Raw genomic sequence first — 14804 nt, 5'->3', positions numbered from 1 at the left:
GTCCTTCCGGGTGGAAGGGTCCGCCGCCCTGGTTGTCTTCGGGCTCCGTACATGGTGGTTCCCCCCTTGTTCACGAGCCCCCCGCATCACGGGTGGTGCGTCGCTCGCGTCATTCGTCGTGTCCGATGCGGAGGATGTCGATCCGGCCGCCGCCCTCACCGAAGGTGGCGACCGGCGTGCCGTGCGCGAACAGGTCCCGCAGGGTGGGGAGATGCTCGCGTTCGCCGCGCAGGGCCGCGGTGGACACGACGTAGTCGATGTCCTTCCAGCCGTGCGGCAGCGTCTTGGTGACCGCCGGGTCCTGGTCGAGCTTGTAGTGCCAGATGACGCCGGTGCCCGGCCGGTAGCCCGCGTCGACCGCGTCGAGCCAGAGCACGCCGTCGGTGACGATGCGCACCTGGTCGCGGTCGCCGACGGGCGTCTCGCGCAGCCAGCGGGCGGCGTCCTCGTAGACGCCGTTGTCGTCGGCCCGCATGGCGACCCGGTCCTGCTCGTACCAGTGCGGTGCGGCGAACACCGCGGCCAGCGCCACGGCCGCCAGGGAGGCGGCGGGCCGCAGATGCGGCCTGCCTGGCAGCCGGGTCACCAGGGCCTGGCCCAGCCCGGCCACGGTGAGCGCCAGGAACGGCAGGACCTGCACGATGTACATCTGCGGCAGGTATCCGCCGGGGCGCAGCGCGACCAGTGCCAGCACCAGTACGGCGAAGGCGGCGGGCCGCAGCCGGCGTACCGCGAACGCGCAGACGGCGGCCGCGGCGCCGCCGATCAGCAGATACGGGTCCCGGTCCAGCCAGCCCGTGAACAGCTGGTGGGCGTCCGTGCCGTCGGCGAACACCGATCCGCTGCCCTCGCGCCCGCCGAGCTGGAACTTGAGCGTGCCGAGCAGCGAGACGTGTCCGGCGCCGGGGAACAGCTCGCCCTTGAGCAGGGCGTACAGCGGATAGAAGAGGCCGGTGAGGACGAATCCGGAGCCGAAGCCGGCGAAGGAGAACTTGCGGGTGCTGGGGTGGCTGCCCTGCCAGAGGGTGACGAGCAGCACGGGCAGCAGGACCGCGATGGTCTCCTTGGAGAGCACGGCCATGGCGAACGCCATGCCGGCCGCGGCGTGGTGCCACAGGTGGCGGCGCGGCGACAGCGCGAACGCGAAGGACACCAGCACCCACAGGACGGCGAAGTTGTCCAGGTAGATCTGCCGGTGCAGCACCACGGCGAGCGGTGACAGCGCGTACAGCAGCATCGCCGCGGCGGCCGTGGGGCGGGCCAGGCCGAGGCGCCGGCCGATCACGAAGACGAGGACCATCGAGGCCGCGGCCACCGGGAGCATGGCGATCCGGCCCTGCACGAACGTGGGCAGGTCGGGCAGCAGCCAGTTGGGCAGCCAGGACATGGAGGCGAGCTGCATCCAGCCGGCCGGCGGGTGGTCGTACCAGTAGGTGTAATGCGCGAGTTCGCCGTGCTGTACGGCCCACGCCTGCGCGAGATACGTACCCTCGTCGTCATTCGGGAATGGGTAATTTCCGATTCCGAGAAGCCGTGCCAGGACCCCGGCGAAGAGAACAGGCGCAACCCAGATATAATCGCGCTGTAACACACTTCCGCGTATGGAGGTGCGATCGGATCCGGAATCCCCGGACACCGGCCGTGAAACGGAAGCAGTGCCTTCCGAGCCTTCGGAAGGCCTTGTTTCGGACTCGTCTCGCACACGTGTTTTCGGTACGGCAGTCCCCATGCGGAATCCCCCCACCCACTTCTCGGCCTGATGGCAGCCGTGGAGCTCCCCCTCGAAACCCCCCGGAATCAGGCATGCCGGAGCATCATGGCACACGTCTGGGCGCCACATAAGCAGAACATATGATTCCGCTTGGGGCGGGGATCATCACGCCGAGACCGCATTGCGGCGGAAATGCCGAACCTGCTAACTTCGGCCAAGGTTTGCTCGTGGGCCCGGATCGATCATGCGCGAAAACCCCGGTGTATCGGGGTGGGGAACCGGCCGGTAACCGGGCCGTCGCCAAGGGCCTTCGAAGATCACGAGCAGAGAGAACACCGTCCGCCGGGGGGCCGCAGACGGACGGGCTCATTCCGCGGAACACCGAGTGACACCGAGCAGAACAACATGTTCAAACAAGGATGACCAAGAAAGACCGAGGGGGGAATTCGTGGTCTCCGCCATTCTATTCATCGATTCGATCATCCTCATGGGCGCCGCCGGCGTGACCCTGTGGTGGATGCTCCACGCCTGGCGCACCCCGGAGACACTGGAGTCGACGGCCTTCGCCAAGCCCGACGGCAGGGCCGACCTGTCCTTCTCACTGCTGGTCCCGGCCCGCCAGGAAGAGGCCGTCCTGCGGCACACGGTCGAGCAGATGCTGCGCATCGACCACCCGGACTTCGAGATCCTGCTGATCGTCGGCCACGACGACCCCGGCACCGCCGCCATCGCCCACGAACTCGCCGCCGAGCACCCGGACAAGGTGCGCACGGTCGTCGACACCCACGCCAAGAAGAACAAGCCCCGCGCCCTCAACACCGCGCTGCCACATGCCCGCGGCGAGGTCGTCGGGGTCTTCGACGCCGAGGACGTCGTCCACCCCGAGCTGCTCAGCCACGTCGACTTCGCCTTCCGGCGCGACGACGCCGACGTCGTCCAGGGCGGCGTCCAGCTGATCAACTACCAGAGCAGCTGGTACAGCCTGCGCAACTGCCTGGAGTACTTCTTCTGGTTCCGCAGCCGGCTGCACCTGCACGCCCGCAAGGGGTTCATCCCGCTCGGCGGCAACACCGTCTTCGTCCGGTCCGCCCTGCTGCGGGACACCGGCGGCTGGGACGGCGACTGCCTCGCCGAGGACTGCGACCTGGGCGTCCGGCTGTCCAGCGGCGGCGCCAAGGTCGTCGTCGCCTACCACTCCGCGCTGGTCACCCGCGAGGAGACGCCCGACTCCATCAAGGCGCTCTACAAGCAGCGCACCCGATGGAACCAAGGCTTCCTCCAGGTCCTGCGCAAGGGCGAATGGCGTCAACTGCCCGGATTCGGCCAGCGGATGCTCGCCCGCTACACCCTCTGCACCCCGTTCGTGCAGGCCGCGACCGGCGTGATGATCCCGCTCGGCATCCTCTTCGCCGTCCTCGGCGGAGTCCCGCTGCCCTTCTCCATGTTCGCCTGGCTGCCCATGCTGCCGATGGTCGCCATGATCGTCTTCGAGGCGGTCGCCCTGCACGACTTCGGCCGCGAGTACGGCTTCCGCATCACCTTCGGCCAGTACGCCAAGCTCGTCCTCTTCGGCCCCGTCTACGCCGTCATCCTCGCGGGCGCAGCGCTGCGCGCCGTGTGGCGCGAGTACACCGGGCGCCGCGACTGGGAGCTGACCTCCCACGTCGGGGCGCACCTCCCCGTCCACACCCCGCAGCCCCAGGAGGCACGGTGACGGCCCTGCCCGCCGACGTGTCCATCGTCGTCCCCACCTTCAACGAGGCCGACAACATCCACGAGTTGCTCGCCCGCATCGGCGCCGCGATCCCCTCCGGGACCCGCGCGGAGGTCGTCTTCGCCGACGACTCCACGGACCACACCTGCGAGGTCATCGAGGACGCGGCCCACCACAGCGCCGTCCCCGTCGTCCTGCACCACCGGCCCGTCCCCGAGGGCGGCCTCGGCGGCGCCGTCGTAGAGGGCATCGCCCGCGCCTCGGCCCCCTGGATCGTCGTCATCGACGCCGACCTCCAGCACCCGCCCGAACTCATCCCGCAACTTCTCGCCCGCGGCACGGCCACCGGCGCCGAACTCGTCGTCGCCAGCCGGTACACGGCCGGCGGCGACCGCAGCGGCCTGGACGGCGGCTACCGAAAAATCGTCTCCAGCTCCTCCACCCTCATCACCAAGTCCCTCTTCCCCCGCGCCCTCAGCGGCCTCACCGACCCGATGAGCGGCTTCTTCGCGATCCGCCGCACAGCGGTCGACCGGGCCTCGGCGGAGGACGAGGGTCTGCAACCCCTCGGCTACAAGATCCTCCTCGAACTGGCCGTACGGTGCCGTCCGCACGGCATCGCCGAGGTGCCGTACGCCTTCGGGGAGCGGCACGCCGGCGAGTCCAAGTCGACGGCCCGCGAGGGCATGCGCTTCCTGCGCCACCTGATCACCCTGCGCACCGCCGACCCCCGCGCCCGCGCGGTCGTCTTCGGCCTCATCGGCCTGTCGGGCTTCGTCCCCAACCTGGCCCTGCTCTGGTTCCTCACCGACCAGGCACCCGGCCTGCACTACGCCCCGGCGGAGATCATCGCCAACCAGGCGGGACTCCTCTGGAACTTCGCCCTGATCGATTCCTTCGTCTACCGCAACCAGCGGCGCCACCACCGGCGCAGCGTCCGGCTCCTGACGTTCGCCGCCGTCGGCAATGCCGACCTGGTCGCCCGCATCCCGCTCGCCGCGCTGCTGATCGGCGCCGCGGGCATGACCGCCCTGCCGGCGACGGCACTCGCCATGGCGATCGTCTTCACGGCCCGCTTCCTGGTCGTCGACCGCTGGCTCTACCGCCGCCTGCACACCAGCCTCCCGGCCCTCCCCCGGGTCACGCCCGACCCTGAGCCGGTACCGGATCCCTTGGGCTGACGGACGGAACCGGGCGAGGGGCCCACCCCGGCCGACGACCGGGGCGGGCCCCTCCCAGGCACCCGGCCGCCGCGACCGCCGCCACCACACCCGTGGCCGCGGCCGAGTCCCCCGCCCGGTTCGCCGACGTCCACCTGATGACCGAGCCCGCCCCCGGCCGCTACGCGACGCACGACCTCGTGCGCCTCCACGCGCGCCGGCTCGCCGAGAAGGCCGGCAGGACGGCGCGGACCCCGACCTGCCGCCCCGTCTCCTCGACCACCACCTACGCGCCGCGCTCGCCGCCAACGGCCGCCGCCGAACCCGACGACCCGCGCCCCGACCACGGCACCCCCGAGGCTGCTGTATCGCCTCAAAGCGGTTCGACGGCGGGCGTGGCGGCTGGTCATGCTCCCGGGCCGCCGACGGGGCCGTGACAGGTACGGCCCACGCCACGCCCGTCACCTCACGGCGTGACCTTCTCCCGCAGGGCGTCCACGTCCGTCACCGGCAGGTCGCACACGAAGCCCCGGCAGACGTACGCCGTCGGCGCCCCGCCCACCAGGACCCGGTCCGCGAGCAGCGGAAACTCCTCGCTGTCCGGCGTCCCGCAGGCGACCACCGCTCCCGGCGCGGTCGCCAGCAGCGCGGCGCGGTGCAGCTCACGGGTGGCGGGATCGTCGAGCGCGGGCCCCACGACGGCCACCTCGCGCGGCCCGTCGAGCAGCGCCTCGGCGGCGGCCAGCCCCCACCCGATGAACCGCGGCACCCGCGGGCCGAGCGCCTTCACGACGCCCAACGCCTTCTCCGCCGCGGAGCGGTGCGCCTGCGAACCCGTGTGGGCGGCGTACGACAGCAGTGCCCCGGCCGCCGCCGACCACCCGGAGGGCACCGCGTTGTCGGTCGGGTCCTGCGGGCGCCGGATGAGCTGCTCGGCGTCGGACGCCGTGTCGTACAGCGACCCGGACTCCGGGTCGGTGAACCGCGCGAGGACGTGGTCGAGCAGGAACCCGGCGAAGTCCAGCCACACCCCCTCGCCCGTCACCCCGGCCAGCGCGAGGAAACCCTCGGCCACGTCGGCGTAGTCCTCCAGGACGCCCGCGTTGGCGCCGACCTTGCCGTCCTTGCTGGTCCGGGAGAGCCGCGCCTGGTCGTCGAGGTGCAGCCGGACGAGGAGGTCGGCGGCGGCGACGGCCGCGTCCACCAGGTCGGGCCGGTCGAAGCAGGCGCCGGTCTCGGCGAGCGCGGCGACGGCGAGGCCGTTCCAGGCGGCGACGACCTTGTCGTCCCTGCCGGGTGCGGGCCGCTCCGCGCGCACGGCCAGCAGCCGCCCCTTGATCGACGCGATCTTCTCGGCGTCGAACACGGCCTCCTGCCGCGGCAGTTGCAGCACGGAGGCACCCTCCTCGAACGTCCCCTCGTCGGTCACCCCGAAGTAGGCGGCGGCGACGGCCGCGTCCTCCGCGCCGAGGGCCTCGGTGAGCTGCTCGGGCGTCCAGACGTAGTACGCCCCCTCGACGTGCCGCCCGGTCCCGTCGTCGCTGTCGGCGTCCAGCGCGGAGGCGAACCCGCCCTCGGCGGTGCGCAGTTCCCGCACCATGAAGTCGGCGGTCTCCAGCGCGACCCGCCGCGCCTGCTCGGACCCCGTGGACCGCCACAGGTGGGTGTACACGCGGCACAGCAGCGCGTTGTCGTACAGCATCTTCTCGAAGTGCGGCACGACCCAGTCGCGGTCCACGGAGTAACGCGCGAAACCGCCGCCGAGCTGGTCGTAGATCCCGCCGCGGGCCATTCGCTCGCAGGTGTCCCGGGCCATCTGGAGGGCACCGTCGGCCCCGGTGCGCGCGTGGTGGCGCAGCAGGAACTCGATCACCATGGACGGCGGGAACTTCGGCGCCCCGCCGAACCCGCCCCGCTGCGGGTCGTACTCCCGGGTCAGCCCCAGCAGCGCCTGCGCCAGCTGCTGCTCACCGGGCGCCAGGCTGTCGCCGTAGGAGATCTCGCGCCCGGCGAGGTCGCGCACGATCTTCCCGGCGACCTCGGCGACCTCGTCCCGCCGCTCCCCCCAGGCCTGCCGTACGCCCTCCAGCACCTGCCGGAAGGACGGCATGCCCTGCCGGGGTACGGGCGGGAAGTACGTTCCGAAGTAGAACGGCTCGGCGTCCGGCGTGAGGAACACGGTCATGGGCCAGCCGCCCTGCCCGGTGGCGGCCTGTACGGCCTCCATGTAGACGGCGTCGACGTCGGGCCGCTCCTCCCGGTCGACCTTGACGCCGACGAAGTGCTCGTTGAGGTAGTCGGCGGTGGCCTCGTCCTCGAAGGACTCGTGAGCCATGACATGGCACCAGTGGCAGCTCGAGTACCCGACGCTGAGCAGCACCGGCACCCCCCGCCGGCGCGCCTCCTCGAACGCCTCCGCCGACCAGGGCCACCAGTCGACCGGGTTGTCGGCGTGCTGGAGCAGGTACGGGGACGTCTCATGGGCCAGTCGGTTCGCCATGGGTCCATCCTGCCGCAGGACCCGGCCCGGGACGCGTCAGGCGTCTCCCGGCCCGCGGGCCGTGCCCCGTGCCTTCACATCCTGCACGGTTCGCACCCTCACGCCCGTGCGGCCGCCGCAGCACACTTGACCAAGGAACGCCGTGGCCGCCGCAGGGGGACGACATGCGGACCAGCCATCGGGTGGAAGCCGAGCGGCTGTTGGTACGGGCCGTGGAGGAGGAGGTGCGGCGTGGACGATGCACGCCCTCGCGGCGATGGAGCGGGACCGGCGCGGCTGCCGGGAGGTGATGGGGGTGACGGTGGAGGGGGACTGAGCCGGGAAGCGGGCAGCCGGGACGGCTCACGGCGGCACGGGCCGTCGGCACGCCGCCCTGCCCGGCGGGGGCGGGCGGCGGGTGCCGACGGTCCGGTGGTGCGGCCCGGCTCAGCCCTTGGCGGGCGTGGTCCTCCCCGTGGCGGCCTCGCCGGAGGTGTCCTCCGGCGTCTCCACGAAGTCGACCTTGGCCATGCGGCGGTTCATCGACTTCATCAGGCCCCACACCGCGATCGCCATCGCCGCGAAGACGATGAAGCCGAGGACGCCGGGGGTGACCTTGTTCTCGTCGACCTCCTTGGCGAGGGGGACGAGGTGCGTCATTGCCAGGCTCACGCTTGCGCTCATGTCAGGCATTGTCGCGGATGCCCGCAAAGAGGTCGTCCTCGGGGAGGGAGGTATCGACGAGCGACTTCGCCAGCTCGTACTCCTCCGTCGGCCAGACCTCCCGCTGGAGCTCCATCGGCACCCGGAACCAGCCCCCGTCGGGGTCGATCTGCGTGGCGTGCGCGATCAGCGCCTTGTCGCGGATCTCGTAGAAGTCGGCGCACGGAACATGCGTGGTCAGCGTGCGCTCGACCCGCTCGAACTCGCTCCAGCGCTGGAGCCACTCCCCGTACGGCGACTCCAGGCCGCGGTCGAGCATCGCCTGGTGCAGCGCCTCGGTGCGCGGACGGTTGAAGCCCTGGTTGTAGTAGAGCTTCAGCGGCCGGTACGCCGGACCGAACTCGCTCTCCGGGTACTTCGCGGTGTCGTCAGCGCCCTCGAAGGCGACCATCGAGATCTTGTGGGTCATGATGTGGTCGGGGTGCGGGTAGCCGCCGTTCTCGTCGTAGGTGGTGATCACCTGGGGACGGAAGGAACGGATCTGCTTCACCAGCTCACCGGCCGCCTTGTCGACGTCCTCCAGGGCGAAGCAGCCCTCGGGCAGCGGCGGCAGCGGGTCGCCCTCGGGCAGCCCGGAGTCGACGAAGCCGAGCCACTCCTGCTTGACGCCGAGGATCTCGCGGGCCTCGTCCATCTCCTTCTTGCGTACCTCGTGGATGTGCTCCTCGATGTACTTGTCGCCCTGGAGCTTGGGGTTGAGGATGGAGCCGCGCTCCCCGCCCGTGCAGGTCACGACCAGCACGTCCACCCCCTCGGACACGTACTTCGCCATGGTGGCCGCGCCCTTGCTCGACTCGTCGTCGGGGTGGGCGTGCACGGCCATCAGTCGCAGCTGGTCAGTCAAGACTCATATCCTCAGTAAGTCGGCGCCCCCATGGAACGGGGTGCGATCGGCGGCTTCTATAGTGACCGAATCGGGGCGCCAATAATTCCGTGGTGCTGCCCCCGCGGCCCACTTTCGGACCTCCGCCCCACCGGCCGGAGGCCCTGCCGAGAGGACGATCATGAGTACGGCGAGCACGCGACCCCCCGAGGGCCGTTACGGCCGTTCCTCGGATGCGCGCGCGGACCGCACCCTCAAGGTCGTCGGTGCCGTGCTGGGCGCGCTGCTGCTCGCGTTGATCGGCTACTTCGCCTATCACTACGTCGGCCAGAACAAGATCAGCGGCGAGCTGATCACGTTCCAGGTGTCGGACGACTCGGTGCGGGTGCACCTCGAGGTCCGCAAGGACGCCGGCACGAGCGGTTACTGCACGGTCCGCTCACAGGCCGAGAACGGCAACGAGGTGGGCCGCGCCGACTTCCGCTTCTCCGGCCCGGACACGCGGATCGACGAGATGGTCACCCTCCGTACGACGTCCCGGGGCACGACGGCGGAGCTGCTCGGCTGTCACGCCGACTGACTGTCATCCGGAATACGCAGGCGATGACCTGCGTTGACGTAATTCTTATGGCTTATGTCCTCCCCCTTGGGCCGCTGAATTGTTAGGCTCGTGGTTTCGCCCATCCCTGGAGGAACATGCTTCCGGGTAGGGCGAGCTTTGTATTCCCAGTACCGACGAGGAGCACCCTGTGACCCAGACCAGCGAGAACGTCACCTGGCTGACCCAGGAGGCGTACAACAAGCTCAAGGATGAGCTTGAGTACCTTACTGGTCCTGCGCGCACCGAGATCGCCGGCAAGATCGCGGCCGCGCGCGAGGAGGGCGACCTGCGCGAGAACGGCGGGTATCACGCGGCCAAGGAGGAGCAGGGCAAGCAGGAACTGCGCATCCGCCAGCTGACCCAGCTCCTGGACAACGCCAAGGTCGGCGCGGCCCCGGTGTCCTCGGACGGCACGGTGGCGCCCGGCATGGTCGTGACGATCGCCTTCGACGGCGACGAGGACGACACGCTGGACTTCCTGCTGGCCTCGCGTGAGTACGCCAGCTCCGACATCGAGACCTATTCGCCGCAGTCGCCGCTGGGCTCCGCGGTGGTCGACCACAAGGTCGGCGAGGACGTGCAGTACGAACTCCCGAACGGCAAGAAGGCCTCCGTACGCATCCTCAAGGCCGTGCCCTACAACGGCTGACGGACCCCGGCCGGTCCCCCGGTTCCGGAGCAGTCCCCGAATCCCGATCGGACCCCCGGCGCCCCCGTGGCGCCGGGGGTCTCGTCATGGGGTGTGGCGTGGCGCGGTCATGCGGTGCGCCATGGTCATGCGGTGGCCGAGCGGTACTTGCGGACCGCCAGGGTGCGGAATATGAGGATGATCAGCACCGAGTAGATCAGCGACGCCCAGACCGGGTGCTGCATGGGCCAGGCGTCGGACGCCGACTGTCCCGGGTTGGCGAACAGCACGCGGCAGGCCTGGACGGTGGCGCTGAACGGGTTCCACTCGGCGATGTGGCGCAGCCAGGGCGTCATGTTGCCGGTGTCCACGAAGGCGTTCGATATGAAGGTGACCGGGAAGAGCCAGATCAGTCCGCCGGAGGTGGCCGCCTCGGGGGTGCGCACGGACAGGCCGATCAGGGCGCCGATCCAGGTGAACGCGTAGCCGAGGAGGAGCAGCAGGCCGAAGGCTGCCAGGACCCGTGCGGCGTTGGTGCTGCCGTCGGAGCCGACCCGCCAGCCGACCAGGAGCGCGACGACGGCGAGGACGAGCAGGGTCAGTGCGGTCTGCACGAGGTCGGCGAGGGTGCGTCCGGTGAGGACCGCGCCGCGGGCCATGGGCAGGGAGCGGAAGCGGTCGATGAGCCCCTTGTGCATGTCGTCGGCGATGCCCGCGCCGGCTCCTGCGGTGGCGAAGGTGACGGTCTGGGCGAAGATCCCCGCCATGAGGAAGTTCTTGTAGTCGGTGGCGCTGGTGCTGCCGCCGATCTGCATGGAGCCGCCGAAGACGTAGGTGAACAGCACCACGAACATGATGGGCTGGATGAGCCCGAAGATGACCATCTCGGGGATCCTGGACATCCGGATCAGGTTGCGTTTTGCAACCACCAGGGAGTCCCGGACGCTCTGCCCGAGCGGGTTGCCCGGGGCCGTACCCCGGACGGCGTCGGTGACGGCGCTCATTTCACGGCCTCCTTGCCGGTCTCTTCGGGCTTGTCCTCGGCGACGTGTCCGGTGAGGGACAGGAAGACGTCGTCGAGGGTGGGGCGGCGCAGGCCGATGTCGTCGATCTCGATACCGCGGATGTCCAGCTCGCGGATGACCTCGGCGAGGAGCTTCGCGCCGCCGGTGACGGGCACGGTGAGCTTGCGGGTGTGCTCCTCGACCGTGGTGTCGCCCTTGCCGAAGCCGGCCAGGACCTCCACGGCGGTGGGTATGTGCTCGCGGTCGTGCACCACGACCTCCACCCGCTCGCCACCGGTGCGGGCCTTGAGCTGGTCGGAGGTGCCGCGGGCGATGACCCGGCCGTGGTCGACGACCGCGATGTCGTGCGCGAGGTGGTCGGCCTCCTCCAGATACTGCGTGGTCAGCAGCAGTGTGGTGCCGCCGGAGACGAGGCGCTTGATCACTTCCCACAGCAGTTGGCGGTTGCGCGGGTCGAGGCCGGTCGTCGGCTCGTCCATGAACATCACGGACGGGGAGACCACCAGCGCGGCGGCCAGGTCGAGCCGGCGGCGCATGCCTCCGGAGTAGGTCTTCGCCGTGCGGTCGGCGGCGTCCGTGAGGTCGAACTGGTCGAGCAGCTCGGCGGCCCGGACCTTCGCGTGCTTCGCCTTCATCTGGTAGAGCTGCCCGACCATCTGGAGGTTCTCCCGGCCGGTCAGATACTCGTCGACGGCGGCGAACTGGCCGGAGAGGCCTATTCGGCGCCGGACCTCGTTGGGGTTCTTGAGCACGTCGAGGCCGGCGACCACGGCCCGGCCGCTGTCCGGGCGCAGGAGGGTGGTCAGGCAGCGGACCGCGGTGGTCTTGCCCGCGCCGTTCGGCCCGAGGAGGCCGAGTACGGTGCCCTCCGGGACGTCGAGGTCGACGCCGTCCAGAGCCCTTACGTCACCGAAGGTCTTCACCAGGCCTTCGGCATAGATGGCGCCTGGCATGTGAGTCTCCACGTCGTTGGGGATGCTTCGTCGTTGGGGATTCTTCGGAAAGCCTAGGTTTGCGTGTTTCGTTCCGCCCGATCGAGATGCGTCGAGCACACCGGCGAGATGGCGTGCCACACACCATAACGCGATGTATCGCGTCTCTCAACGGACTTTCCCGAAGGAGTGACGAAGAGGGCTGTGACCTCAGCCGATGACGATGTACCCGGCCTCGCGCAGGGCCTGGCCGACCTCGGCGCAGTGCACCGGCCCCTTCGTCTCCAGGTGCAGCTCGACCTCCGCCTCCGTGAGCCCGAGCCGTGGGTCGGTCCGTACGTGGCTCACATCGAGGACGTTAGCGTCGACCACTGACAACACCCCGAGAAGCGTCGCGAGCGCTCCCGGCCGGTCCGTCAGCCGCAGCCGTACGGCCAGGTAGCGGCCCTGCGCGGACATGCCGTGCCGCAGGACACGCTGCATCAGCAGTGGATCGACGTTGCCGCCGGAGAGCACCGCGACGACCGGTCCCTCGAAGGCGTCCGGCTCGCTCATCAGCGCCGCCACCGGGCTCGCCCCGGCCGGCTCGACCAGCAGCTTGGCCCGCTCCAGGCACAGCAGCAGCGCGGTGGCCAGCGCGTCCTCAGACACCGTGCGCACCTCGTCCACCAGGTCGCCGACGATCCCGAACGGCACATCACCGGGCCGGCCGACCTTGATGCCGTCCGCCATCGTCGCCGGGCTGCGCAACGCCACCGGCCGCCCCGCCACCAGCGAGGGCGGGTACGCCGCCGCCCCCTCCGCCTGCACACCGACGATGCGCACGTCCGGCCGCAGCTCCTTCACCGCGACCGCGATACCCGCCGCCAGTCCCCCGCCGCCGACCCCGACGACGATCGTGCGCACCTCCGGGCACTGCTCCAGGATCTCCAGACCCACCGTGCCCTGCCCGGCGATCACGTCCGCGTGGTCGAAGGGGTGGATGAACACCGCACCGGTCTCGGCCGCGTACTCCTGCGCCGCCGCCAGCGTCTCGTCGACCACGTGCCCGTGCAGGCGTACCTCCGCGCCGTACTCCCGGGTCGCGCTGATCTTCGGGAGCGGGGCGCCGTTCGGCATGAACACCGTGGAGCGCACGCCCAGCAGGGTGGACGCCAGCGCGACCCCCTGCGCGTGGTTTCCCGCGCTCGCCGCGACGACCCCGGCCGCCCGCTCCTCCGGCAGCAGTCCGGCGATCCGGACGTACGCGCCGCGCAGCTTGAAGGAACCGGTCCGCTGGAGGTTCTCGCACTTGAGGTGCACCGGTGCCCCGACGAGCTGGGACAGGTACCTGCTGCCCTCCATCGCGGTCACCCGCGCCACGCCCGAAAGCATCTTCTGGGCGCCGCGCACATCGTCGAGAGTGACGGGCCGCAAGGAGTCAGCCGTGCCATAGCTCATGACACAAGCATCGCAGTTCACAGGCGGGAACGACCGCTGTGACCAACCACCGAGACCGGTTTCCGCAGCGCCGGTACGACCCGCCTCCGGGCCGCGTACCCTGTCCCCCAACCCAGCACCCTTTTCATGAAGCGAGCCCCCGGCCATGCCCACAACACCTGGAATGTCGATGGACATGACGACCCTCGGTGACACCGGTCTTCTCGACACGTTGCAGCACGAGGTGGCGGTCTTCGCGCGCCGTGCCGAACAGACCCGGCTCGGCGGGGTCGGGCAGGTACGCAACTCCATGGACCGCGCCGCGTACCTGCTGCTCAACCGCCTCGACAAGGAGGGCCCGATGGGCGTCAAGGCGCTCGCCGCGAGCATGGGCATCGACTCGTCGACGGTCACCCGGCAGGTGGCGCCGCTGGTCGACACCGGCCTGGTCAAGCGGACCTCGCACCCCGAGGACGGGCGGGCCGTGGTGCTCCAGCTGTCCCCGCGCGGGCTGTCCCGGCTGGACGAAGTGCGCTCCTCCAGGCGTCAGTTGATGGCCGAGCTGACGCACGACTGGAACCCGGAGGAGCGCGAGGCGTTCTGCGCGCTCCTCACGCGCTTCAACACCGCACTGTCCAGCCGAATGGCCTCCCACGGCCTCCCCGGCGCGGAGCCCGCACCGGCTTCCTGACGCCCCGCGCGCGCGTCCCGACGCCCGCGCGTGCGCGGCTCTTGACCCACGGCCCGCCCCTGGCCTCATATGAGACCGGGTCCCCGTCCGCCGCAGACGGCCGGGATCCGTCCCAGGGGGTCGCCGGCAGGCGGGAGGCGCGATGCGAGCACGGCGTGCGGCCCAGGACGTCCGCCGGGCCAGGGAGTTCGAGGCGTTCGTGGCCGGCGCGGGCGGGCGGCTGACGCAGACCGCCACCCTGCTCACCGGGGAGCCGCCCGACGAGAACCCGCGCGCCCGACGGCTGCTGACCTTCGCCCTCGCGCACACGTACGCGTGCTGGGACCGGCTGCACGGCGAGGATCCCTACGACCACGCCCGCCGGCACCTCGCCATCCGCTTCGCCGACACCGCCTGGCACCACTACGCGGCCCGGGGCCGGGCCCGGCGACACCTCGCCGGCCCGCTGGCCGGGCTCACCCCGCAAGAACGCCTGATCCTCGTCCTCAGGCTCTACGAGGGCGTCGGAGAGGAGCAGGTCGCAGCCCTGCTGGGCCTGCCGACGGAACGTGTCCACGCCATCTGCGACCGGGCTACGGCGACCGTCCTGCACCCACCCCCGGCACCGTCGCCCCCGCTCCCCGGGGCGAAGGCGGCGGCTACGTGAACCGCCCCGAGCGGGAAGCCGCCGTCCGCCAGATCATGGAGCGCACGGTGCCCCGGCTGCCGCCCGAGCTGCACACGGACGCGGTCCGCCGCGGCAGCCGTATGCTGCGCCGCCGCACGCTCGCCCGGCGCCTGCTGTGGCTGCTGCTGTGGGCGGCGGCCGTCGCGTTCACCGTCTGGGCGATGGTCGCCGAGCCGTGGGTGGAGCCGCCGTCGGAGACGACCCCACCCCTCACCGGCTGGTGACCGTGCT

15 protein-coding genes are annotated in these 14804 nt (G+C 70.8%); 8 read left to right on the top strand and 7 right to left on the bottom strand.

What is annotated here, in order from left to right:
- Window positions 1-109: 109 nt before the first annotated feature.
- A complete protein-coding gene (locus ACFWJX_RS28490; protein WP_383248716.1) occupies window positions 110-1402 on the bottom strand; it encodes a phospholipid carrier-dependent glycosyltransferase in 1293 nt (430 codons plus the stop codon).
- Window positions 1403-2198: 796 nt separating this feature from the next.
- On the opposite strand from ACFWJX_RS28490, the gene ACFWJX_RS28485 reads away from it, so the two are divergent.
- From ACFWJX_RS28485 to ACFWJX_RS28475, 3 genes are all read left to right on the top strand, one after another.
- Complete coding sequence (locus ACFWJX_RS28485) at window positions 2199-3425, top strand: glycosyltransferase (protein WP_383248714.1); 1227 nt, start codon at window positions 2199-2201, stop codon at window positions 3423-3425.
- On the top strand, window positions 3422-4606 hold the full coding sequence (locus ACFWJX_RS28480) for a glycosyltransferase (protein ID WP_383248712.1): 1185 nt from the start codon (window positions 3422-3424) through the stop codon (window positions 4604-4606). Before ACFWJX_RS28485 ends, ACFWJX_RS28480 begins: the two co-directional genes overlap by 4 nt.
- Before the next feature lie 92 nt (window positions 4607-4698).
- The gene (locus ACFWJX_RS28475) at window positions 4699-5022 is read left to right on the top strand and encodes a hypothetical protein (RefSeq protein ID WP_383248710.1); all 324 of its coding nucleotides are present in this window, start codon (window positions 4699-4701) and stop codon (window positions 5020-5022) included.
- A 29-nt stretch (window positions 5023-5051) separates the two neighbouring features.
- On the opposite strand, the gene ACFWJX_RS28470 is transcribed toward ACFWJX_RS28475, so the two are convergent.
- The 3 genes from ACFWJX_RS28470 to mca form a co-directional block, all read right to left on the bottom strand.
- Window positions 5052-7085 (bottom strand): thioredoxin domain-containing protein, encoded by a 2034-nt coding sequence (locus tag ACFWJX_RS28470; RefSeq protein WP_383248708.1) that lies wholly within the window; start codon window positions 7083-7085, stop codon window positions 5052-5054.
- Between the two features lie 426 nt (window positions 7086-7511).
- The gene (locus ACFWJX_RS28465) at window positions 7512-7757 is read right to left on the bottom strand and encodes a hypothetical protein (protein ID WP_383248706.1); all 246 of its coding nucleotides are present in this window, start codon (window positions 7755-7757) and stop codon (window positions 7512-7514) included.
- The gene (mca, locus tag ACFWJX_RS28460; RefSeq protein WP_383248704.1) at window positions 7750-8631 is read right to left on the bottom strand and encodes a mycothiol conjugate amidase Mca; all 882 of its coding nucleotides are present in this window, start codon (window positions 8629-8631) and stop codon (window positions 7750-7752) included. Before mca ends, ACFWJX_RS28465 begins: the two co-directional genes overlap by 8 nt.
- Before the next feature lie 160 nt (window positions 8632-8791).
- Here mca and ACFWJX_RS28455 point away from each other — a divergent pair, with 160 nt between their 5' ends.
- Both ACFWJX_RS28455 and greA read left to right on the top strand, forming a co-directional pair.
- Window positions 8792-9190 (top strand): DUF4307 domain-containing protein, encoded by a 399-nt coding sequence (locus tag ACFWJX_RS28455; protein WP_383248702.1) that lies wholly within the window; start codon window positions 8792-8794, stop codon window positions 9188-9190.
- 169 nt (window positions 9191-9359) lie between these two features.
- Complete coding sequence (greA, locus tag ACFWJX_RS28450; protein WP_355914345.1) at window positions 9360-9860, top strand: transcription elongation factor GreA; 501 nt, start codon at window positions 9360-9362, stop codon at window positions 9858-9860.
- Window positions 9861-9985: 125 nt separating this feature from the next.
- Here greA and ACFWJX_RS28445 read toward each other — a convergent pair whose 3' ends face one another.
- The 3 genes from ACFWJX_RS28445 to ilvA form a co-directional block, all read right to left on the bottom strand.
- On the bottom strand, window positions 9986-10843 hold the full coding sequence (locus ACFWJX_RS28445; protein WP_383248700.1) for an ABC transporter permease: 858 nt from the start codon (window positions 10841-10843) through the stop codon (window positions 9986-9988).
- Window positions 10840-11817: an ATP-binding cassette domain-containing protein gene (locus ACFWJX_RS28440; RefSeq protein ID WP_383248698.1), complete on the bottom strand. Its 978-nt coding sequence runs from the start codon at window positions 11815-11817 to the stop codon at window positions 10840-10842. Before ACFWJX_RS28440 ends, ACFWJX_RS28445 begins: the two co-directional genes overlap by 4 nt.
- Window positions 11818-12006: 189 nt before the next feature.
- Window positions 12007-13236, bottom strand: coding sequence for a threonine ammonia-lyase (gene ilvA / locus ACFWJX_RS28435; RefSeq protein WP_383248696.1), 1230 nt, complete (start codon window positions 13234-13236; stop codon window positions 12007-12009).
- Between the two features lie 163 nt (window positions 13237-13399).
- Here ilvA and ACFWJX_RS28430 point away from each other — a divergent pair, with 163 nt between their 5' ends.
- The 3 genes from ACFWJX_RS28430 (at window position 13400) to ACFWJX_RS28420 (ending at window position 14797) form a co-directional block, all read left to right on the top strand.
- Entirely contained in the window at window positions 13400-13906 is a 507-nt protein-coding gene (locus tag ACFWJX_RS28430; RefSeq protein ID WP_383248998.1) for a MarR family winged helix-turn-helix transcriptional regulator, read from the top strand.
- Between the two features lie 142 nt (window positions 13907-14048).
- Window positions 14049-14552 carry a sigma factor-like helix-turn-helix DNA-binding protein gene (locus ACFWJX_RS28425; protein ID WP_383248694.1) on the top strand — a complete coding sequence of 168 codons (504 nt, stop codon included), beginning with the start codon at window positions 14049-14051 and terminating at the stop codon, window positions 14550-14552.
- Entirely contained in the window at window positions 14549-14797 is a 249-nt protein-coding gene (locus ACFWJX_RS28420; RefSeq protein WP_383248692.1) for a hypothetical protein, read from the top strand. The genes ACFWJX_RS28425 and ACFWJX_RS28420 overlap by 4 nt, the downstream gene beginning before the upstream one ends.
- The last annotated feature ends 7 nt before the right edge of the window (window positions 14798-14804 follow it).

It is taken from the genome of Streptomyces sp. NPDC058335 (genome assembly GCF_042723915.1).
Classification (GTDB): Bacteria; Actinomycetota; Actinomycetes; order Streptomycetales; family Streptomycetaceae; genus Streptomyces.
The sequence above is the reverse complement of the archived record's forward strand: the minus strand, read 5'-3'. Positions and strand labels throughout refer to the sequence as shown.

Excerpts from the sequence above, each read along its gene's own strand:
- ACFWJX_RS28490 (WP_383248716.1), bottom strand. The coding sequence starts at position 1,402 with ATGCAGCTCGCCTCCATGTCCTGGCTGCCCAACTGGCTGCTGCCCGAC.
- ACFWJX_RS28485 (WP_383248714.1), top strand. The coding sequence starts at position 2,199 with ATGGGCGCCGCCGGCGTGACCCTGTGGTGGATGCTCCACGCCTGGCGC.
- ACFWJX_RS28470 (WP_383248708.1), bottom strand. The coding sequence starts at position 7,085 with ATGGCGAACCGACTGGCCCATGAGACGTCCCCGTACCTGCTCCAGCAC.
- ACFWJX_RS28465 (WP_383248706.1), bottom strand. The coding sequence starts at position 7,757 with ATGCCTGACATGAGCGCAAGCGTGAGCCTGGCAATGACGCACCTCGTC.
- ACFWJX_RS28455 (WP_383248702.1), top strand. The coding sequence starts at position 8,792 with ATGAGTACGGCGAGCACGCGACCCCCCGAGGGCCGTTACGGCCGTTCC.
- ACFWJX_RS28445 (WP_383248700.1), bottom strand. The coding sequence starts at position 10,843 with ATGAGCGCCGTCACCGACGCCGTCCGGGGTACGGCCCCGGGCAACCCG.
- ACFWJX_RS28440 (WP_383248698.1), bottom strand. The coding sequence starts at position 11,817 with ATGCCAGGCGCCATCTATGCCGAAGGCCTGGTGAAGACCTTCGGTGAC.
- ilvA (WP_383248696.1), bottom strand. The coding sequence starts at position 13,236 with ATGAGCTATGGCACGGCTGACTCCTTGCGGCCCGTCACTCTCGACGAT.
- ACFWJX_RS28430 (WP_383248998.1), top strand. The coding sequence starts at position 13,400 with ATGTCGATGGACATGACGACCCTCGGTGACACCGGTCTTCTCGACACG.
- ACFWJX_RS28425 (WP_383248694.1), top strand. The coding sequence starts at position 14,049 with ATGCGAGCACGGCGTGCGGCCCAGGACGTCCGCCGGGCCAGGGAGTTC.